Source organism: Cryptosporangium aurantiacum (assembly GCF_900143005.1).
GTDB lineage: Bacteria > Actinomycetota > Actinomycetes > Mycobacteriales > Cryptosporangiaceae > Cryptosporangium > Cryptosporangium aurantiacum.
This window is the reverse complement of the sequence record NZ_FRCS01000005.1, coordinates 230,930-249,315: the sequence shown is the minus strand read 5'-3', so window position 1 is coordinate 249,315 and position 18,386 is coordinate 230,930. Positions and strand designations below refer to the sequence as shown.

Here is an 18,386-nt window from a genome sequence, read left to right as displayed (position 1 = left end):
GGGGAACCCGCGACCTGCAGAGGAGAATCATGTACACGCTGCTGCCCGGAACGCGGGCACCGGTCAAGGTCTGGACCGACCCGAACACGATCGAGCCGGAGGCGACGAAGCAGCTCCGGAACATCGGCGCGCTGCCGTGGGTCGAGGGCGTCGCGGTCATGCCGGACGTGCACTTCGGTAAGGGCGCGACGGTCGGCTCGGTCATCGCGATGCGGCAGGCCGTCTCGCCGGCCGCGGTGGGCGTCGACATCGGCTGCGGGATGTCCGCGGTCCGGACGTCGCTGACCGCCGAGGACCTGCCGGACGACCTCGGTCCGCTGCGCCGGGCGATCGAGGACGCGATCCCGGTCGGCTTCCACACGCACGACGACCAGATCGACCCGCGGCGCGTCCGCGGCGTGGACACGAAGGGTCTCGACGCGTTCTGGAAGGGTTTCGACGACCTGCACGTCGGGGTGTCGCAGCTGCGGGGCCGTGCCGGTAAGCAGCTGGGCACGCTCGGCGGCGGTAACCACTTCCTCGAGGTCTGCCTGGACACCGACGGCACGGTCTGGCTGATGCTGCACAGCGGTTCGCGGAACATCGGCAAGGAGCTCGCGGAACGGCACATCGCGATCGCGCGGAAGCTTCCGCACAACGCCGACCTGCCCGACCGTGACCTCGCGGTGTTCCTCGCGAAGACCCCGGAGATGGAGGCCTACCGACGCGACCTGTACTGGGCGCAGGAGTACGCGCGGCGCAACCGGGCGCTGATGCTCGGCCTGTTCCAGCAGGTCCTGCGGGACGCGTTCCCGCAGGTCACGTTCGGCGAGCCGATCTCGTGCCACCACAACTACGTGGCCGAGGAGCAGTACGGCGGCGTCGACCTGCTGGTGACGCGGAAGGGCGCGATCCGGGCCGGTTCAGGCGACCTGGGCATCATCCCGGGCTCGATGGGCACCGGTTCGTACATCGTGCGCGGCCGGGGCAACGAGGACGCGTTCAACTCGGCGTCGCACGGTGCCGGACGGCGGATGAGCCGGAGCAAGGCGAAGAAGCTGTTCACCGCCGAGGACCTCGCCGCCCAGACCGCGGGCGTCGAGTGCCGCAAGGACGCCGGGGTCGTGGACGAGATTCCCGGCGCGTACAAGGACGTCGAGGCGGTTCTGGCCCAGCAGACCGACCTGGTGGACGTGGTCGCCCACCTCAAGCAGGTCGTCTGCGTGAAGGGCTGAGCGGACCCGTTCGGGCGGGCTATCACCCGCCCGAACGGGACCGCTTCACTCCTTGAGCGCGGCTTCGAGTTCGGCGGCCGTGGGTGGGTCAGCCCCGATGCGGGTGCAGGTGAGGGCGGCGGCTGTGGTGGCGGTGCGGATCACCTCGGTGAGGGTTTCCGTGTCCAGGCCGGCGATCCGGTCCGCCCCTCCCGGGCCCAGCAGGCCGCGGACGTCGAGCGCGTGCAACAGTGCGCCCGCGAACGAGTCACCGGCTCCGATCGTGTCGGCGACCGTGACCTTCGGCGCCGGGACCGTCACGGTGGCCGCCCGCCCGATCGCGAGCGCGCCCTGTGAGCCGCGGGTCACGACGACCAGCGCCGGACCGATCTCCGCCCACTCGGCCGCGGCGTCCTCGGCGGGGACGTCCGGGTAGAGCCAGCCCAGGTCCTCGTCGCTCACCTTGACGACGTCGACGAGCCGGACCAGGCGCTCGGTCCGCACCCGGGCGGCGTCCAGCGAGCCGTCGGCGGCGGCCACGATCGTCGGGCGGATGTTCGGGTCGAAGCTCAGCGTGACCCGGCCCCGCAGACCCTCGCGGGCGACGAGCTTCTCGATCATCTCGGCGCCGGGCGACAGGTACGCGGCGAGCGAACCGATGTGCAGGGCTCCGACGTCCTCGCCGAGCGGGTTGGGCAGGTCCCGGTCACGCCACTGCCAGTCGGCGGTGCCGTTGAGCCAGAAGTCGTAGCTGGCCCGGCGCTCGGCGTCGAACGTCACCACCGCGAGCGATGACGGTTCGGCGGCGTCGACCAGGTAACGGGCGTCCACGCCGGCGTCGGTGAGCCGCTCGCGGATGCGCCCGCCGAACACGTCCCGGCTCACCCGTGCGGCCAAGGCGGCCCGGGAGCCGAGCTTGGCCACCGAGACCGCGATGTTGGCCGGGCTGCCACCGGCCCGCGCGCGGTAGGGAGCATCATCGACCTGGTCAGGGTCAGGGACCAGGTCGATGATGTTCTCGCCAATGACCGTAATCAGGTTTGTGGTCACTCGTCCTCGTCGTCGCTGCGGTGTCCGAAGTCGATGAGCGAGTATGCCCGCAATTTCTCCAGCGAGTGCCAGCTTCCCACGGTCCGGATCGTGCCACTACGCGACCTCATCACCAGCGACTCGGTCGTCGCGCCGCCGCGCCGGTAGTGGACGCCACGCAGCAGCTCACCGTCGGTGACGCCGGTGGCGCAGAAGAACACGTTGTCGCCGCGGACCAGGTCATCGGTCAGCAGTACCCGGTCGAGGTCGTGACCGGCGTCGATGGCCTTCTGCCGCTCCTCGTCGTCGCGCGGCCACAGCTTGCCCTGGATCTCGCCGCCGAGGCACTTCAGCGCGCAGGCGGCGATGATGCCCTCCGGCGTGCCGCCGATGCCGACCAGCATGTCGACGCCGGTCTGCTCGCGGGCGGCGGAGATCGCGCCGGCGACGTCACCGTCGGAGATGAACATGATCCGCGCGCCGGTCTGCCGGATCTCGTGGACGATCTTCTCGTGCCGGGGACGGTCGAGGATGCAGACCGTGACATCCCGGACGCCGGTGCGCTTCGCCTTCGCGACCCGGCGGATGTTCTCGCTGATCGGCGCGTTGATGTCGACAACGCCGACCGCGTCCGGGCCGACCGCGATCTTCTCCATGTAGAAGACCGCGGACGGGTCGAACATGGCCCCGCGCTCGGCGACCGCCAGCACGGCGATCGAGTTCGGCATGCCCTTGGCCATCAGCGTCGTGCCGTCGATCGGGTCGACCGCGACGTCGACGTCGGGGCCGGTGCCGTCGCCGACCTCCTCGCCGTTGTAGAGCATCGGCGCGTTGTCCTTCTCACCCTCGCCGATGACGACGACGCCGCGCATCGAGACGCTGTTGATCAGCTGGCGCATCGCGTCGACGGCGGCACCGTCGCCGCCGTTCTTGTCGCCCCGGCCGACCCAGCGGCCGGCGGCCATCGCTGCGGCTTCGGTGACGCGGACCAACTCGAGTGCGAGGTTCCGGTCGGGCGCCTGGGGTTGCGTTCCGAGTTCAACCGACATGGGTCCTCCTCGCGGGACGCTCGTGGCCTGCCCGATCGGACGGTTCGCCGGCGTCCGTCAACGGACTGGGGGCCCTCATCCTGGCAGAACGGACGCGTCGTACCCGGAGGTATCGGGGCTGGGGTGGTGTATGCCACGGAACGAGACGAGAGTGTTTCGATTCAGCCCACGGGCGGGAGCCGGGGGTGGCAGTTCGGCGCGCGTGTACGACGATAGAAGCATGAGCAGTGGCGTGGGGAACGACCGTGGCATGGCCGACATCGTGGATTCGGCCCCGGAGCGCAAGCCCGTCACGGTGGGGATCAGCACCGACGCCGGGACGAGCACGCCGCCGCCCAAGGCGACCAGGGCGGACGCCACCGTACGGAACCTCGCGATCGCGCTCGGCATCCTGGTCATTCCGCTGGTCGCGATCGTGGCGCTGTTCCAGCCGAAGGCGTCGGATTCGCCGACCGTCGACCCGTCGAACGTCTACAACACCGCGCGGGCGGAGAAGGCGTTCCGGGTCCGGGAGCCGCAGGGGCTGGACTGGCGGGCAACCGTCGCCGCCTACAACCCCGCCGCGGGCGGACGGTTCACGATCCGCGTCAGCTACGCGACGCCCGACGATCGTTACCTGCAACTCGTCCAGAGCAACGCCGCAGCCGACTCGCTGATCACCAGCATCATCGACAGCGGCGCGCCGGCCGGCGTCGAGCAGATCGAAGGCGAGAGCTGGACGCGGTACACCGCCCGGGAGGGGCAGGAGGACGCGTTCGTGCTGATCGAGCCGGACGTCACGGTGGTCGTCGTCGGTGACGCGTCCCTCGACACCGCCCGGACGATGATCCGTTCGCTGCAGTAGGTGTCATCGGGTTATTGCCCGGTGTAACCAGCGAGAATGGTTGTGACTCCGCATCCGCAATTCTGTGTGGACGCCCGGCGCGAAAAAAATTCTTTGGTCGCGTGTGTGAGAACTCGGCACCCCGGGCATCAGATGGTCAACGCCAACCCGACAGGGAGCGAAAACCTCCACGGAGTAAAGGGAGTAGCCATGACCATCACCGGCATCATCACCGCGCTGATTATCGGTGCCATCGTCGGCGTGCTGGGTCGGCTTGTCGTTCCCGGTAAGCAGGCCATGCCGATCTGGCTGACGGTCGTCGTCGGCATCATCGCCGCGTTCCTCGGCACCGCCCTGGCCCGCGCGATCGGCATCCCGACCGCGACGAACGGCATCGACTGGCGTGAGCTGGCCGTTCAGGTCCTGCTCGCGGCCGTGGGCGTCGCCCTGGTCGCCGGCTTCTACGGTCGGGGCCACAGCGGCCGTCGTCGCCCGCTGGTTCGGTAAGTCAGCAGTACCACCGACGCGGCCGGGGCCGCTCCCTTCGGGGGGCGGCCCCGGCCGCGTTCGCGCGTCGTAAGAGTCGGAGTGATTCTGAGAACCGATGTACTCCAGATCGTGACCTTTCCCGGAAATGTTCGATGTTTGAGTCACCCGTCCCGCGGCTATCGCCGGGAATTGTTTTAGTCGATGAGCTTTCGCCGCAGAAAGACGACGGCGCCTACCCACATGCCGGCGGCGAAAAACGCGAGCGCGGCGACATGGCCGAGATCGGCGAACCCGAGTCTGTTGAACACCGCGTGACGTACGAGTTCGACGCAGTGGTACAGCGGGTTGAGACGGCTCGCCGTGTGGGCCCAGGACGGCAGCGTGTCGAGCGGGAAGAACGTGCCCGCCACCAGGAACAGCGGTGTCAGCACGGCCGAGATGATGTAGTTGAAGCTGTCGATGTTCGGTACCAGGGCCGACATCCACATCCCGAACAGGCCGAAGCCGAGGCCGGTGAGGAACCCGATCGCGGGCACCAGCACGACGGTCGGGGACGGGCGAAGACCGAACAGCACGGCGACGCCGAGCGGCGCGCAGCCGTAGACCGCGGCTTTTGCCCCGATCCAGAGCGCTTCGCCGGTGACCAGCTCGTGCACGTCGACCGGGGTGGCGAGCACGGCGTCGTAGGTGTGCTGGAACGTCCGCCGGACGAACGTCTGGAACATCCCCGCGAACGCCGACGTGAACAGCACCGCGGTGCCGACCACGCCGGTGCCGAGGAAGTCCAGGTACCGGTACCCGCCGACGACCGACACCAGCGAGCCGAACCCGAATCCGAACGCGAGCAGGTAGATCGTCGGCTCCACCACCGAGGAGAACGTGGTCGACAGCCAGTAGCGGCGGAAGACCGCCAGGTCGTGGACGAGGACGCCGACGAGGGCCTGCGGCTCGATGAACCGCAGGCGTTGCTGGGGCTGAACAGTCATGCGACGAACTCTCCGGTGAGCGTGACGAAGACGTCTTCGAGGTTGGCCGGCCGCGAGGTGCCGGGGCCGAGCGCTGCGGCGAGCGACGGCGGCATCTCCTCCGCGCGGAGGACCGAGACGCTCGGCCCGGTGCGGCGGGTCGGTAAACCGGCGGCGGCCGCGATCCGCTCGATCTCGCTGAGCCGGTCGGGCGAACCGCCGTACTCCACGGCCGAGCGGCCCGCGTGCCCGGCGAGCAACTCGGCCGGGCTGCCCTGCGCGATGACCCGGCCGGCCCTGACCACGGCGACCGAGTCGGCGAGCCGCTCCGCCTCCTCGATGTAGTGCGTCGACATCAGCACGGTCGTGCCGTCGCGGCGCAGCCGGTCGATCAGCCCCCACAGCTCCTGCCGGACCTGCGGGTCGAGCCCTACGGTCGGTTCGTCGAGCAGGACCAGCCGCGGCCGGTGGACCAGCCCCCGGGCGATCAGCAGCCGGCGGCGCATTCCACCGGACAGCTCGTCGACCTTGGTGTCGGCGCGGTCGGCTAGCTGCCCCAGCGCGAGCGCGGCGTCTACCGCGGCCCGCCGTTCGGCGCGCGGGACGCGGTAGAGCCGGGCGAAGACCGACAGGTTCTCCCGCGCGGTCAGCTCGGTGTCGAGGTTGTCGAGCTGGGGGACGACGCCCATCTGCGCGCGGGCGTGTTTGGACTCGGCCGGGATCTGGTAGCCGAGGACGCGGATGTCACCGGCGTCCGGCCGTGCCTGCCCGGTGAGCATCCGCATCGTCGTCGACTTGCCTGCCCCGTTGGGCCCGAGCAGGCCGAGACAGATCCCGGCAGGCACCGTCAGGTCGAGGCCGTTGACCGCGGTCACCGCCCCGAATCGTTTGACGACGCCGGACAGCTCGATCGCGTTCAGGGGAGGCACCGCTACACGGTAAGCACGCACTCCGACAATTCGCGATGGGATTCCCGCCGTCGCTAGATCGCGTCCCGCTCGAAGGCGCGAACGCCGAGCGCGGTCGTCGCCGCCGCCAGTACCAGCGTCACCGCGGCGCCGAGCAGCACCGGGACCGTGAGGTACTGGCCGGCGAACAGGTCCCGCAGAGCGTCCACCGCGTAGCGGAACGGGTCGAGCCGGGAGAGCAGGTCCAACCACCGCGGCCCGAGCGTCATCGGCAGGAACGCCCCGGACAGCAGGACGAGCGGGATCACGACCGTGGTCATCACCGGGGCGAACAGCTCGGTCGCGCCCGGCAGCAGCGCCACCGCGTACGACGCGGCGGCGACGCCCGCGGCGAGCGGCACGAGCAGCAGCAGCCCGAGCAGGACGCCCGGGATCGGAGCGCGCAGCCCGAGAGCCGCTCCGACCAGGATGATCAGCACTGCCTGGACGAGCAGCACCACGACGTCGCGCAGAACCCGCCCGAGCAGTAGCGCCAACCGGCTGACGGGTGTCGTCCGCAACCGGTCGAGGACGCCGAACTGGTGGTCGAACACGATCCCGAAACCGGCCAGCCCGGCCGAGAACAGCACCAGCTGGATCAGCAGCCCCGGAACGACGAGCCGCCACGAGCCGCTGCCCAACTCGTCCAGGAGCGGGCCGAAGAAGAGCAGGTAGAGCAGCGGTTGCAGGGCTCCCAACAGGACCCCGATCTTCGTTCGGGTGGTCTGCCGCAGGTGCCGTCGGAAGATCAGCCAGGTCGCGCTCATGCCGCCGCCGCCCCGGGTGCGGTGAGGGCGAGGAAGACGTCGTCCAGAGTGGAGTTCTCGCCGACCTCGCGCTTCAGGGCGGCGGGCGTGCCGTCCGCGACGATCCGACCGGCGTCGATGACGACGATCCGGTCGCAGCAGGCATCCGCCTCCGCCAGGTAGTGCGTGCTCAGGACGACGGTCGTGCCCTGATCGCGAACCGCACGGACGCGGTCCCACAGTGCGGCACGGCTGCGGGGATCGAGGCCGGTGCTGGGTTCGTCGAGGAACAGCACGGCGGGCCGGTGGACCAGCCCGAGCGCGACCTCCAGGCGACGGCGCTGGCCGCCGGAGAGCTGCCCGGTCGGCCGGTCGGTCCCCAGCGCGAACTCCTCGGTGAGGGCGTCGGCGCGGGCCCGGGCGGCGCGGGCGTCCAGGCCGTGCAACCTGCCCTGCAGCTCGAGTTCCTCGCGGATCGTGAACGTGGGGTCGGTGCTACCGCCCTGGGGGACCGTGCCGATCCGGCGCCGGACACCCGCCGGGTCGGCGATCAGGTCGGCACCGGCGATCGTCGCGGTGCCGGCGGTGGGGCGCAGCAGCGTGGTCAGCATGCGCAACGTGGTCGTCTTGCCTGCTCCGTTGGGGCCGAGCAGCCCGACGATCTCCCCGGCGGCGACGTCCAGGTCGAGGTTCCGGACGGCGGTCACCGGCCCCGGATAGTCCTTGCGCAGGCCACGGACGGTCAGCATCAGCGTCTCCCTCCGTCCGGCCACGGCGGCCGGACCCACCCAGAAAAACAGAGTGACACTAAATTTGCAACCACCCCAAAAATAGAGCCGCTGTTACGATCGTCCGGTGAGCGAACTATCGCTGCGGGAGCGGAAGAAAGCGCAGACCAGGCTGCTGATCGCGGACATGGCGATGGGCCTGTTCGCGGAGCGGGGCTTCGACGCGGTGACGGTCGCCGAGGTGGCGCGGGCCGCCGACGTCTCGGTCAACACGGTCTTCAACTACTTCCCGACCAAGGAAGACCTGTTCTTCGACCGGCAGGCCGAGGTCGAGGACCTGCTCTCGGCGATCGTCCGGGAGCGGGAACCGGGGGAGAGCGCGGTCGGCGCGCTGCGGCGGGTCATGGTCGACGGTATGACGTCCGACGACTGGCGAACCGGTCTGTGGGACGGCGCAGCCGAGTTCTTCCGCCTGGTCGACGCCGCCCCCTCGCTGCGATCCCGGGAGCGGGAGCTCGGCGAGCGCAGCCTGCTCGCGCTGGCGCGGACGCTCGCGGACGAGACCGACGCCTCGCCCGACGATCCGCTGCCGATCGTCGTCGCCGGGCTGGTCATCGGTGCCAGGGAAGCGGTGGTCGGCGAGGCCCGCCGCCGGCTGTCCGGCGGCGAGCCGCTCGCGGACGTCAAGGAGTGGGCGGTGGCCGCGTACCGTCGCGCGTTCGAGCTGATCGAGCGCGGGGTCCCGGCCGACTACGGGGTGCGGCCGTAGTCCGGGTAGTGCTGCGAGTACGCGTCCGGGGCGGGCTGGTGTACCAACCGGCCGCGGTCGTCGACCAGCCCTGGCATCCGGACCAGCACGGTGGTTCCGGTGGCGACGTCGCTGCTCATGCCGACGGCGCCGTGCTGTGCGGTGACCAGCGCGTGGACGATGGCCAGGCCCAGGCCGCTGCCGCCGGTGGCGCGGGTACGGCCCGAGTCGGCGCGCCAGAACCGCTCGAACGCGTGCGCGGCCTGCTCCGGCGTCATGCCGGGACCCTCGTCGGCGACGAGCAGCAGCACCGAGCTGCCGTCCGGCCGGGCGCCCAGCCGGATCGGACGCGGCCCCGGGGTGTGGATCGCGGCGTTACGCAGCAGGTTGCCGAGCACCTGGAGCAGCGCCTCGCGGTCGCCGACGAGCACCAGGCCGGTGTTCGGGGTGTCGACGACGAACGGGCGGTTGGGGTGGGCGGCCCCGGCGCGGTCGGCGGCCTCGTCGAGCAACTCGTCGACCGCGACCGGCCCGAGCTGGGGCGCGGCCGACCCCTGGTCGGTGCGCGCGAGCAGCAGCAGGTCGTCGACCAGCCGGGCCATCCGGTCACCCTCGGTCTCGATCCGGCGCAGGGCGTCCTGGGTGGCGGCCGGGTCCTCGGCGCCGATCGTCGCGGCGCGCAGCCGCTCCAACTCCGCGTAGCCGCGCAGCGACGTCAGCGGCGTCCGGAGTTCGTGTGAGGCGTCGGCGAGGAAACGACGCATGCGGTCCTCGTTCTCCACGCGCTGGGCGTAGGCGGCCTGCGCCTCGCTCAGCATCGTGTTGACCGCCTCGGTGAGCTGGCCGACCTCGGTGCGGGGATCACTCGGCGGTACCCGCCGTTCCAGGCCGCTGCCGTGGCGTTTCAGGTTTTCCGCGATCTCGTGCGCGGTCCGGCGCACCCTCGTCAGTGGCTGCAACCCCACGCGGACGCCGTACGTGCCGAGGCCCAGCGCGGCCAACACCGCCGCGCCGCTCACCGCCAGCTCCACCAGGACCAGCTGGGTGAGCGTGTTGTCGATGTTCTTGGTGGGGAACGCGATCGCCACGACCATGCCGTTGCTCAACGGTCGCGACTCGACGCGGATGTCCTGCCCACCTGCCGACGTCATGCTGAACGTCGTGTGCGTGTGCGTGGCGAGCTTCTTCGCGTCCTCGTCGGTCAGGGTCAGGAGGACGTCGGCGCTCGGGTACTTCGAGTACACGACGGCGAGCTGCGCGATGATGTCGCCGTCCGGCTCCAGGATCGTCTGCTGACCGCCGTTGCCGTCGGCGCCACCGGGAGCCAGGAAGCGCGGGTCGGTGAGGTCGACCAAGATCCCGCCGTCCGGCGTCACCCGGTCGTCGAAAAAGTGCTGGCGGGCCTTCGCCATCTCGTGGAGCTGGGTGTCGAGGCGGTTGTAGAGGTACGCGCGTAGCGAGAGCCAGGTGGCGGCGCCGCCCGCGGCCAGCGCGAACACGGTGACCGCGACGACGACCGCCACGAGGCGGGTACGCAGTGAGAACCGCGTCATCGTGGGCCTCCGGTCGTCGTCGCGGCGTGGCGGTGCCGCCTCAGGGATTTCGTCGTCCGTGCGAAACGTGGTCCCGCGGGATCACCGCGGCGCCTTCAGGACGTAGCCGGCGCCGCGCACGGTGTGGATCAGGCGCGGTTCGACGTTGTCGATCTTCTTGCGCAGGTAGCCGATGTACAGCTCGACGATGTTCGACTGACCACCGAAGTCGTAGCGCCAGACCCGCTCCAGGATCTGTGCCTTGCTGACGACGACCCGCTCGTTCCGCATCAGGTAGCGCAGCAGCTCGAACTCGGTCGCGGTCAGGTGCACTTCCTGGCCGGCTCGGTGCACCTCCCGGCTCTCCTCGTCCAGTTCCAGGTCGGCGACCTTCAACGTGGCCGAGCGGGTCGGGTCGGGCACCGAGCGCCGCATCACCGCGTGCACCCTGGCCAGCAGCTCCTCGACCCGGAACGGCTTGACCACGTAGTCGTCGGCGCCGGCGCGCAGCCCGGCGACCACGTCGCCGCTGGCGTCCCTGGCGGTCAGGAAGATCACCGGCACCTCGGCGCCGGCCTCGCGGAGCCTGCGCAGGACGCCGACGCCGTCCATGCCGCCCGCGTCGCCCAGCATGATGTCGAGGACGACCAGGTCCGGGTCGTGCTCAGCCACGGCGGCGAGTGCGCCGGGAGCGGTGTCGGCCACCACCGTCGTGAAACCGTCCAGGCGGAGCGCGGTGGAGACCAGGTGCGAAACGTTCTCCTCGTCGTCGACGACGAGGACTCGGCGCTGTCCGGCACGCTCGCTCATGCTGTCCAGCCTGACACGCAGAAAGCGAAGTGGCAGGTAAGGACATCGTGCCGCGCTCGGCCCGGGCTGGTGCCCGTCCGGCTCGCGAGGAGCGTCTTCGTCGTCATGGAACCCACGATGACCAGGCAGCCTGAGCAGTTACTGTGCCCGATCTGTGGTTCCGCTGTGAGGGGGCGATCAGTCGGTGGCGCGGGCCGCTTCCAGGCGGGCGCGGGCACCGTCGAGCCACTCCTGGCAGACCGTCGCGAGCTGCTCGCCGCGCTCCCAGAGCGCCAGCGCCTCCTCGAGCGTCGTTCCGCCTGCCTCCAGGCGTTGCACGACCTCGACGAGTTGGGCGCGGGCGTCCTCGTAGCTCAGCCGTTCCGCCATGGCCGCAAGCGTAGGGGGCGGCGAGGGGCTCGACCAGGCGGGGCGGTTCGACCCGAGGGTCGGTTTCCAAAATGAAGAGGTTTAATACTGACTGAGTGCTAATTACATGGACACCCCTTTCGCGAAGCTCTGTGTGGCCGAGGGGAAGGGATCTTCATGCGTATTCGAACTCGTGCGTTGGCGGGTGGTCTGGCTGCGGCGGCGGTGCTCGGCGCGGCACCGGCGGCAGCGCACGCTTCGGAAGACCGAGTCGCGCGGACCGAGGTCACGTTCGACCGGTCGGTGGTCGCTCAGCTGAGCCGGCTGGGCGTCCGCGTGCGAGCGGTGGACGCCGAGCAGCGGGGTCGCCGCGACGACCTGCGGGTCACGTTCCGGGTGGTGCGGGGCTCGCGTCCCGGGGTGATCGAGCACCGGGGCGGCCTGCTGTTCGACACCGCGCGCAGGCCTGATCTGTTCCTCTCCCGACCGGTCGTCGACCTGCGCCGGGGCACGGTCAGCTTCGGCGTGGACCGCGACCGGGTGACGGTGCTCAGCATCGACTCCCGGCGGGACGGCCGCCCGAACCGTCCCGGCGACCGGAACGACGGTCGCGGGGACGGCCAGGGCGACGACCGGGGTGACGGTCGGAGCGACGGCCAGGGTGACGGCCGGGACGACGACCGTGGTGACGGCCGGCAGACCGGCGACCGTCCGGCCACCGGGCAGGACGGCACCCGGCCGCAGACCGGTACCCGTCCGCAGACCGGCACTGGTCCGCAGACCGGCACTGGTCCGCAGACCGGTACTCGGCCGCAGGCCGGCACCGGGGGTGGCGTCCGTGCTGTCAACGACCGGGACGCCACGCTGCGCCTGACGCGCGACGGCGAGCGGCTGCTCGACCGCGCGTTCGACACCCGCTGGTTCTGGACCGGCCAGCCGGTGGCCACCGTCGAGTTCCGCGAGCGCTGACGCCGCGCGAGCGGTGTGGCGCCGCACCGCGCGCGGTGACGCGCTCGGAGCGGTGACGCCGCGCGAGCGCTGACGCCTGCCGGGCGTCAGCGCTCGGTGACCACGGCGGGCAGTTCGCCGGACGCCAGCCGCACCCGGAGCGCGTCACCCGGCGCGGCGTCCGCGGCGTCGCGCAGCACCGCGCCATCGGTCCGCTGCACGACCGCGTACCCGCGGTCGAGCGTGGCCTGCGGCGAGAGCGCCCGGACGCGTGCCCGCACCTGGCCGAGCTCGGCGCCCGCGGCGTCGAGCCGGTGCGCGAGCGTCCGCCTGGCTCGCTCGCGCAGCCCATCGACCTCGGCTTCGCGCTGGTCGACCAGCACCGTCGGCCGGGCGAACGCCGGGCGCGAGCGCACCCCGTCGAGCCACTGTTGCCCCGCGTCCAGCCGGGACATGACGCCGCGGAGGAGCCGCTGCCGTGCGGCGTCGATGCGCTGCCGTTCCTCGCTCAGGTCGGGCACGACCCGCTTCGCCGCGTCGGTCGGCGTCGAGCAGCGGACGTCGGCGACGTAGTCGACGAGCGGGGTGTCGGGTTCGTGGCCGATCGCGCTCACCACGGGCGTCCGGCACGCGAAGACCGCCCGGCACAGCGTCTCGTCGCTGAACGGGAGCAGATCTTCCACCGAGCCGCCGCCGCGCGCGAGCACGATGACGTCCACCTCCGGGTCGGCGTCCAGCTCGCGGAGCGCCTCGAGGATCTGCGTCACGGCCTGGGTGCCCTGCACCGCGACCGGGCGCACCGCGAACCGCACCGCGGGCCAGCGGCGCCGGGCGTTCTCCAGCACGTCCCGCTCGGCCGCGCTCGCGCGGCCGGTGATCAGCCCCACGGTGCCGGGCAGGAACGGCAGCGGCCGCTTGCGTTCGGCGGCGAAGAGGCCCTCGGCGGCGAGTAGCTCCTTCAGCCGGGCCAGCCGGGCGAGCAGTTCGCCGATACCCACTGCGCGGAGCTCGCTGGCGCGCAGTGAGAGCGACCCGCGTTGCAGGTAGTAGTCGGGCTTGGCGTGCACGAGGACCCGAGCGCCCTCGGTCAGCGGCGGGCGGACCGCGTCGAACACCATCCGCGGGCAGGTGACCGGGATGCTGATGTCCGCCGCCGGATCACGGAGCGTGAGGAAGACGGTCGGCGCGCCGGGGCGGCGGGACACCTGGGCGACCTGGCCCTCGACCCAGACGTCGCCGAGCCGGGCGACCCACTGCCCGATCTTCATGCTCACCACGCGCACCGGCCAGGGGGCCTCGGCGGAGCTGCGCTGTGCGTCTCGGGAAGTGGAGATCGCTTCGGTCACACCGTGAGCCTACGGCCCCGGTTGCCTCCGCCGTCCGCATCAAACGCGCATGACCACCTGGTCAGGAGCACATCATCCGAACGGTTATGTCCGCTTAGTCCGCAAAGACGAAATGTCGACGAAATGAGCCCCGGAATGACATTAATCCGGCCGAAGCTCCCCAAAAGCACTTTTTGTCTGATTAGCTCCGTTCTGCCGCAACAACCAAGGGAGGCATTGACATGACAACCACGATCCGCCGGACCGCGGTCATGCTGGCCGGACTGACGCTGGCCTCGGGCGCCGTACTCGGTATGGCGAACCCGGCCGCTGCCACCACCGCCCAGAGCTCGACGCAGCAGAACCAGACGGTTCGCGGTCACGGCTGGGGTGGCTGGGACGACGACGATTGGGAGTTCCGGGGCCTCTACAACAGCCGCTGGTCCTGCGAGCGCGCCGGCCGTTGGCAGACTCGCTGGGACCGCCACGACGACTACGTCTGCGTGCGTAGCAACCAGTGGCGTCGCGGCTGGGACCGGGACAACCGCTGGGGCAACTGGGGCAACGACTGGGACCGCTGGGGCCACCGGTACGGCGTCTGGGCCCTCTACGTCGAGGACTGATCTCGATCGATCCCGGCCGGGTGGCGGCCCGGCCGGGATCGTTTTGCTGTTCGCCCCGGTCACCTCGCGAGGTGGCCGGGGCGCTCTCGGCGTTCGCGGTGATGGGCGTGCCTACCATGGGGTCATGACTTCGACCGCCAAGCGCGTCCTGCTCGCCAAGCCCCGGGGCTACTGCGCCGGTGTCGACCGCGCGGTCGTCACGGTGGAAAAGGCGCTCGAGTTGTACGGCGCGCCGGTATACGTCCGTAAGCAGATCGTGCACAACCGCCACGTCGTCGCCGAGTTGGAGAAGCGTGGCGCGATTTTTGTCGAGGAGACCGAAGAGGTGCCGGAAGGCGCCACCGTCATCTTCTCCGCGCACGGCGTCGCGCCGGTCGTCCACCAGGAGGCCGCGGCGCGGAGCCTGAAGTCGATCGACGCGACCTGCCCGCTGGTGACCAAGGTGCACCACGAGGCGCGCCGGTTCGCCGCGGCCGACTACGACATCCTGCTGATCGGCCACGAAGGGCACGAAGAGGTCATCGGCACCAGCGGTGAGGCTCCGGATCACGTCCACCTGGTCGACGGGCCGGAGGATGTGGCGAACGTCACTGTGCGTGACGAGTCGAAGGTCGTCTGGCTCTCCCAGACCACGCTGTCGGTGGACGAGACGATGGACACCGTCGGTCGGCTGAAGACCCGGTTCCCGCTGCTCGAGTCGCCGCCGAGCGACGACATCTGCTACGCCACGTCGAACCGTCAGCAGGCCGTCAAGGACATCGCGCCGCAGTGCGAGCTCGTGCTCGTGGTCGGTTCGACGAACTCGTCGAACTCGGTCCGGCTGGTCGAGGTGGCCAAGCAGTCCGGCGCGAACGACGCCCGGCTGGTCGACTTCGCGCACCAGATCGACGAGGCCTGGCTGGACGGCGTCACGACGGTCGGGCTCACCTCCGGCGCCTCGGTGCCCGAGGAACTCGTCGAGCAGGTCCTGGGCTGGCTCGCCGAGCGCGGGTACGGCGAGGTCGAGGAGATCCTCTCGGCGCAGGAGCGGCTGGCGTTCTCGCTGCCCCAGGAGCTGCGGCGCGACCTGAAGGCGGCGGGCCTCCCGACCGCGTAACCGCGGGCGGGCCTCCCGACCGTGTAACCGCTCGCGACGCCGGGCGCGCCAGCCGGGCCGACGCCCGGGAAATGCTCAGGTGCGTTGATCCGTGGCCGATGCGGGAGTGCCAGCACTCCACGGCCGCGGGAGGGCCGCCCGTATGTCGCTGCGTTCGTTCTTCGGGGATCGTTCGGTCGGCCAGAAGCTCTCGGCGTTCGGTGTCCTCGCGGTCGTGGGCGCGGTCGGCGTCGGCATCGTCGGTGCGCGGGGTCTGACCGTGGCGCACGAGTCCGCCGAGCGTGTGCTCGCCGCGGGCGTGCTCACCCGGGCCACGCTCCAGGCCGACATGGACCACGACGCGATCCGCGGTGACGTCCTGCTCGCGCTGGTCGACCCGGCGGCGAACCTCTCCGACGTCCGCACCGAGTTCACCGACCACGCGGACGAACTCCGCAGCCTGGTCGAGCAGGTACGGGACGCGGGCGTGTCCACGGCGGTGTCCAGTGCGGCCGACGAGTCGCTGACCGCGATCGACACCTACACCGAGCGGGCCGACGCGGTCCTGACCGCCGCGGCCACCAGCCGCACGCAGGCACTGGCGCTACTGCCGGAGTTCAACACCGCGTTCACCGCCGTCGAGCAGGCGCTGCCCGAGGTGGCCGACGGCGTGCAGGCGCAGGCCGACCGTGAGGCCGCCCGGGTCGACGACGCCCGCCGCTCGGCGCTGATCGCGATCGCGGTGACCGGGATCCTGCTCGCGCTCGCCGTCCTGGCCGTGGCCACGACGCTGATCCGGTCGGTGGTCTCCCGGCTGCGCACGATCGAGCATGTCGTCCTCGGACTGGCGCGCGGTGATCTCACCCGTCGGGCCGGTCTGACCGGACGCGACGAGTTCGGACGGCTCGGCACCGAGCTCGACCACGCGGTCGGCAACGTCGCGGCCATCGCCGCGGCGATCGCCACCTCGGCCGAGCGATTGTCGACCTCGTCCTCGGACCTGGTCAGTTCCGGCGAGCAGATCAGCGTGTCGGCCTCGGGGGCGGCGTCCGCCGCGGGGTCGGTCGCATTCCGCGCCGAGGAGGTGTCCTCCCACGTGCAGGCGGTCTCGGCCGGCTCCGAGCAGATGGGCGCCTCGATCCAGGAGATCGCGCAGAACGCCGCCAGAGCCGCGGACGTCGCGTCCTCCGCGGTGCGCGGCGCCGCCGGGGCCCGGGACACGGTCGAGCGGCTGGGCTCGTCCTCGGCGCAGGTCGGCGAGGTCGTCCGGGTGATCACGTCGATCGCCGAGCAGACGAACCTGCTCGCGCTGAACGCCACGATCGAGGCGGCCCGCGCCGGCGACCTCGGCAAGGGCTTCGCGGTGGTGGCCGGTGAGGTCAAGGACCTGGCCCAGGAGACCGCCCGTGCCACCGACGACATCGCGCAGCGGGTGTCCGCGATCCAGGCCGACACCGAGGGCGCGGTCGCAGCGATCGCGGAGATCGCCGAGGTCATCGGCCAGATCAACGAGTTCCAGACGACGATCGCGGCGGCAGTCGAAGAGCAGAGCGCGACCGTGACCGAGATGAACCGCAGCGTCTCGGAGGCGGCGACCGGCACCGCGAGCATCGCCGACACGATCCGGGGCGTGGCCGACACCGCGGGGGAGATCAGCGGTCAGGCGGACGGCTCGCGCTCGTCCGCCGGTGCGCTCGCCGGCATGGCCGCCGAACTCGAACACCTGGTCGCGGGGTTCCGGAGGTAGTCAGTCGACGAGTTCCGGGGCCTGCAGCGCCCTGGGGACGGCCTCGACCTGGCGCGGTGCTGCGATGTCGCTGGTGGCGACCTGCAAATCGGTGAACCGGCGTGCGCTCACCAGCACCCGCGCCTCCAGCGACCCCACCGCGTCGTTGTAGCGGGCCACCGCGTTGCCCAGCGCCGACCCCAGCTTGTCCACGTGACCGCCCATCGTGGACAGCCGCTGGTACAGGTCGCGCCCCAGCGCGTGGACCGCGGCCGCGTTCTCAGCCAGGGCCTCCTGACGCCACGTGTACGCGATCGTCCGCAGCAGCGCGATCAGCGTCGACGGCGTCGCGACGACGATGTTCCGGCTGAACGCGTGCTCGAGCAGGTTCGGCTCGCGCTGCAGGGCGGCGTCCAGGAACGTGTCCGCGGGGACGAACAGCACGACGAACTCCGGCGTCGGCTCGAACCGCTGCCAGTAGGCCTTCGCCGCGAGCTGCTCGACGTGCGTGCGGAGGTGCCGGGCGTGCGCCTGCATCCGAGCGGACCGGTCCCGCTCGTCCCGGGCCTCCATCGCCTCCAGGTACGCGGCGAACGGCACCTTCGCGTCCACCACGACGCTCTTGCCGCCGGCGAGCGTCACGACCAGGTCGGGGCGCAGGATGCCGTCCTCGGTGCTCGAGGTGGCCTGCTCGACGAAGTCGCAGTGCTCGACCATCCCCGCCACCTCGACGATCCGCCGCAGCTGGTGCTCGCCCCAGCGTCCGCGGACCTGCGGGGCCTTGAGCGCGGAGACCAGCTGGCCGGTCTCGACGCGGAGCTTCTCGCCGGTCTGCTGCATCGCGTTGACCTGCTCACGCAGCGCGGCGTGCGCCACGGCCCGGTCCCGTTCGAGTTCGACGACGGTGTGCTCGACGTTGGCGATGCTCTCCCGGATCGGCCCGACGAGTTGCGAGAACGCGCTGTTGTTCCGCTCGATCGCCTCCGCGGACACCGCCCGTAGCGCCTGCTCCAACCGCTCCTCGCCCGCCCGGGAAGCCTCCACAGTGGCGCGCAGGCCCGCGGTCTCGGCCGCGTTCCGGGCCATCGCGGCGAACCAGCCCGCCGCGGCACCGGCGGCCAGACACACCAGCGCGACGACGATCAGGCCGAGAAGGGTGGCGGTGGACATGAGCGCATCGTGACTCATTCCGTCTCCGGTTCCACGTTCGGCACGCCATCCCCAGCGGCAGATTCTCGTCCAAACGTCCGAAAAATGCTGTTAAGAATCCTTCGTCCGTCAG

At 71.0% G+C, this 18,386-nt stretch carries 19 protein-coding genes; 8 read left to right on the top strand and 11 right to left on the bottom strand.

Translation table 11 applies throughout. From position 1 onward, the window contains the following. The first annotated feature begins 26 nt into the window (after positions 1-26). A complete protein-coding gene (locus BUB75_RS18775) occupies positions 27-1,214 on the top strand; it encodes an RtcB family protein (protein WP_073259172.1) in 1,188 nt (395 codons plus the stop codon). 45 nt (positions 1,215-1,259) lie between these two features. On the opposite strand, the gene BUB75_RS18770 is transcribed toward BUB75_RS18775, so the two are convergent. Both BUB75_RS18770 and glpX read right to left on the bottom strand, forming a co-directional pair. After that, the gene (locus BUB75_RS18770) at positions 1,260-2,243 is read right to left on the bottom strand and encodes a carbohydrate kinase family protein (protein WP_073258846.1); all 984 of its coding nucleotides are present in this window, start codon (positions 2,241-2,243) and stop codon (positions 1,260-1,262) included. Further along, complete coding sequence (glpX, locus tag BUB75_RS18765) at positions 2,240-3,271, bottom strand: class II fructose-bisphosphatase (RefSeq protein WP_073258845.1); 1,032 nt, start codon at positions 3,269-3,271, stop codon at positions 2,240-2,242. Before glpX ends, BUB75_RS18770 begins: the two co-directional genes overlap by 4 nt. A gap of 220 nt (positions 3,272-3,491) precedes the next feature. On the opposite strand from glpX, the gene BUB75_RS18760 reads away from it, so the two are divergent. Continuing rightward, positions 3,492-4,115, top strand: a complete 624-nt coding sequence (locus tag BUB75_RS18760; protein ID WP_073258844.1) for a DUF4245 domain-containing protein — start codon at positions 3,492-3,494, stop codon at positions 4,113-4,115. Between the two features lie 189 nt (positions 4,116-4,304). Next, positions 4,305-4,601, top strand: coding sequence for a GlsB/YeaQ/YmgE family stress response membrane protein (locus BUB75_RS18755; RefSeq protein ID WP_073258843.1), 297 nt, complete (start codon positions 4,305-4,307; stop codon positions 4,599-4,601). Positions 4,602-4,777: 176 nt separating this feature from the next. Here the strand turns inward: BUB75_RS18755 and BUB75_RS18750 are convergent, their stop codons facing one another. The 4 genes from BUB75_RS18750 to BUB75_RS18735 are packed head-to-tail and all read right to left on the bottom strand — an operon-like array spanning position 4,778 to position 7,990. Then, entirely contained in the window at positions 4,778-5,569 is a 792-nt protein-coding gene (locus BUB75_RS18750) for an ABC transporter permease (protein ID WP_073258842.1), read from the bottom strand. Further along, entirely contained in the window at positions 5,566-6,477 is a 912-nt protein-coding gene (locus BUB75_RS18745; RefSeq protein WP_218617615.1) for an ABC transporter ATP-binding protein, read from the bottom strand. Before BUB75_RS18745 ends, BUB75_RS18750 begins: the two co-directional genes overlap by 4 nt. Before the next feature lie 53 nt (positions 6,478-6,530). Next, positions 6,531-7,262, bottom strand: a complete 732-nt coding sequence (locus BUB75_RS18740) for an ABC transporter permease (RefSeq protein ID WP_073258841.1) — start codon at positions 7,260-7,262, stop codon at positions 6,531-6,533. After that, positions 7,259-7,990, bottom strand: coding sequence for an ABC transporter ATP-binding protein (locus BUB75_RS18735; protein ID WP_073258840.1), 732 nt, complete (start codon positions 7,988-7,990; stop codon positions 7,259-7,261). Before BUB75_RS18735 ends, BUB75_RS18740 begins: the two co-directional genes overlap by 4 nt. A 106-nt stretch (positions 7,991-8,096) precedes the next feature. Between BUB75_RS18735 and BUB75_RS18730 the strand changes: the two genes are divergently transcribed. Continuing rightward, the gene (locus tag BUB75_RS18730) at positions 8,097-8,738 is read left to right on the top strand and encodes a TetR/AcrR family transcriptional regulator (RefSeq protein ID WP_073258839.1); all 642 of its coding nucleotides are present in this window, start codon (positions 8,097-8,099) and stop codon (positions 8,736-8,738) included. On the opposite strand, the gene BUB75_RS18725 is transcribed toward BUB75_RS18730, so the two are convergent. From BUB75_RS18725 to BUB75_RS18715, 3 genes are all read right to left on the bottom strand, one after another. Further along, positions 8,720-10,270, bottom strand: coding sequence for a sensor histidine kinase (locus tag BUB75_RS18725; protein WP_073258838.1), 1,551 nt, complete (start codon positions 10,268-10,270; stop codon positions 8,720-8,722). The genes BUB75_RS18730 and BUB75_RS18725 overlap by 19 nt on opposite strands. A gap of 81 nt (positions 10,271-10,351) precedes the next feature. Next, on the bottom strand, positions 10,352-11,059 hold the full coding sequence (locus BUB75_RS18720; protein ID WP_073258837.1) for a response regulator transcription factor: 708 nt from the start codon (positions 11,057-11,059) through the stop codon (positions 10,352-10,354). A 177-nt stretch (positions 11,060-11,236) separates the two neighbouring features. Beyond that, positions 11,237-11,428 carry an exodeoxyribonuclease VII small subunit gene (locus BUB75_RS18715; RefSeq protein ID WP_073258836.1) on the bottom strand — a complete coding sequence of 64 codons (192 nt, stop codon included), beginning with the start codon at positions 11,426-11,428 and terminating at the stop codon, positions 11,237-11,239. A 156-nt stretch (positions 11,429-11,584) separates the two neighbouring features. Here BUB75_RS18715 and BUB75_RS18710 point away from each other — a divergent pair, with 156 nt between their 5' ends. Continuing rightward, positions 11,585-12,376 carry a hypothetical protein gene (locus BUB75_RS18710; RefSeq protein WP_143175291.1) on the top strand — a complete coding sequence of 264 codons (792 nt, stop codon included), beginning with the start codon at positions 11,585-11,587 and terminating at the stop codon, positions 12,374-12,376. A gap of 86 nt (positions 12,377-12,462) precedes the next feature. Here BUB75_RS18710 and xseA read toward each other — a convergent pair whose 3' ends face one another. Beyond that, positions 12,463-13,701, bottom strand: coding sequence for an exodeoxyribonuclease VII large subunit (xseA, locus tag BUB75_RS18705; protein ID WP_218617614.1), 1,239 nt, complete (start codon positions 13,699-13,701; stop codon positions 12,463-12,465). Between the two features lie 221 nt (positions 13,702-13,922). On the opposite strand from xseA, the gene BUB75_RS18700 reads away from it, so the two are divergent. From BUB75_RS18700 to BUB75_RS18690, 3 genes are all read left to right on the top strand, one after another. Beyond that, on the top strand, positions 13,923-14,303 hold the full coding sequence (locus tag BUB75_RS18700) for a hypothetical protein (protein ID WP_073258834.1): 381 nt from the start codon (positions 13,923-13,925) through the stop codon (positions 14,301-14,303). A 124-nt stretch (positions 14,304-14,427) separates the two neighbouring features. Beyond that, entirely contained in the window at positions 14,428-15,399 is a 972-nt protein-coding gene (locus tag BUB75_RS18695; RefSeq protein ID WP_073258833.1) for a 4-hydroxy-3-methylbut-2-enyl diphosphate reductase, read from the top strand. A 142-nt stretch (positions 15,400-15,541) separates the two neighbouring features. Continuing rightward, entirely contained in the window at positions 15,542-17,125 is a 1,584-nt protein-coding gene (locus tag BUB75_RS18690; protein WP_073258832.1) for a methyl-accepting chemotaxis protein, read from the top strand. Here BUB75_RS18690 and BUB75_RS18685 read toward each other — a convergent pair whose 3' ends face one another. Continuing rightward, positions 17,126-18,274: a DNA recombination protein RmuC gene (locus BUB75_RS18685; protein WP_073258831.1), complete on the bottom strand. Its 1,149-nt coding sequence runs from the start codon at positions 18,272-18,274 to the stop codon at positions 17,126-17,128. Between the last annotated feature and the right edge of the window lie 112 nt (positions 18,275-18,386).

Excerpts from the sequence above, each read along its gene's own strand:
- glpX (WP_073258845.1), bottom strand. The coding sequence starts at position 3,271 with ATGTCGGTTGAACTCGGAACGCAACCCCAGGCGCCCGACCGGAACCTC.
- BUB75_RS18760 (WP_073258844.1), top strand. The coding sequence starts at position 3,492 with ATGAGCAGTGGCGTGGGGAACGACCGTGGCATGGCCGACATCGTGGAT.
- BUB75_RS18755 (WP_073258843.1), top strand. The coding sequence starts at position 4,305 with ATGACCATCACCGGCATCATCACCGCGCTGATTATCGGTGCCATCGTC.
- BUB75_RS18750 (WP_073258842.1), bottom strand. The coding sequence starts at position 5,569 with ATGACTGTTCAGCCCCAGCAACGCCTGCGGTTCATCGAGCCGCAGGCC.
- BUB75_RS18740 (WP_073258841.1), bottom strand. The coding sequence starts at position 7,262 with ATGAGCGCGACCTGGCTGATCTTCCGACGGCACCTGCGGCAGACCACC.
- BUB75_RS18735 (WP_073258840.1), bottom strand. The coding sequence starts at position 7,990 with ATGCTGACCGTCCGTGGCCTGCGCAAGGACTATCCGGGGCCGGTGACC.
- BUB75_RS18725 (WP_073258838.1), bottom strand. The coding sequence starts at position 10,270 with ATGACGCGGTTCTCACTGCGTACCCGCCTCGTGGCGGTCGTCGTCGCG.
- BUB75_RS18720 (WP_073258837.1), bottom strand. The coding sequence starts at position 11,059 with ATGAGCGAGCGTGCCGGACAGCGCCGAGTCCTCGTCGTCGACGACGAG.
- BUB75_RS18715 (WP_073258836.1), bottom strand. The coding sequence starts at position 11,428 with ATGGCGGAACGGCTGAGCTACGAGGACGCCCGCGCCCAACTCGTCGAG.
- BUB75_RS18710 (WP_143175291.1), top strand. The coding sequence starts at position 11,585 with ATGCGTATTCGAACTCGTGCGTTGGCGGGTGGTCTGGCTGCGGCGGCG.
- BUB75_RS18700 (WP_073258834.1), top strand. The coding sequence starts at position 13,923 with ATGACAACCACGATCCGCCGGACCGCGGTCATGCTGGCCGGACTGACG.
- BUB75_RS18695 (WP_073258833.1), top strand. The coding sequence starts at position 14,428 with ATGACTTCGACCGCCAAGCGCGTCCTGCTCGCCAAGCCCCGGGGCTAC.
- BUB75_RS18690 (WP_073258832.1), top strand. The coding sequence starts at position 15,542 with ATGTCGCTGCGTTCGTTCTTCGGGGATCGTTCGGTCGGCCAGAAGCTC.
- BUB75_RS18685 (WP_073258831.1), bottom strand. The coding sequence starts at position 18,274 with ATGTCCACCGCCACCCTTCTCGGCCTGATCGTCGTCGCGCTGGTGTGT.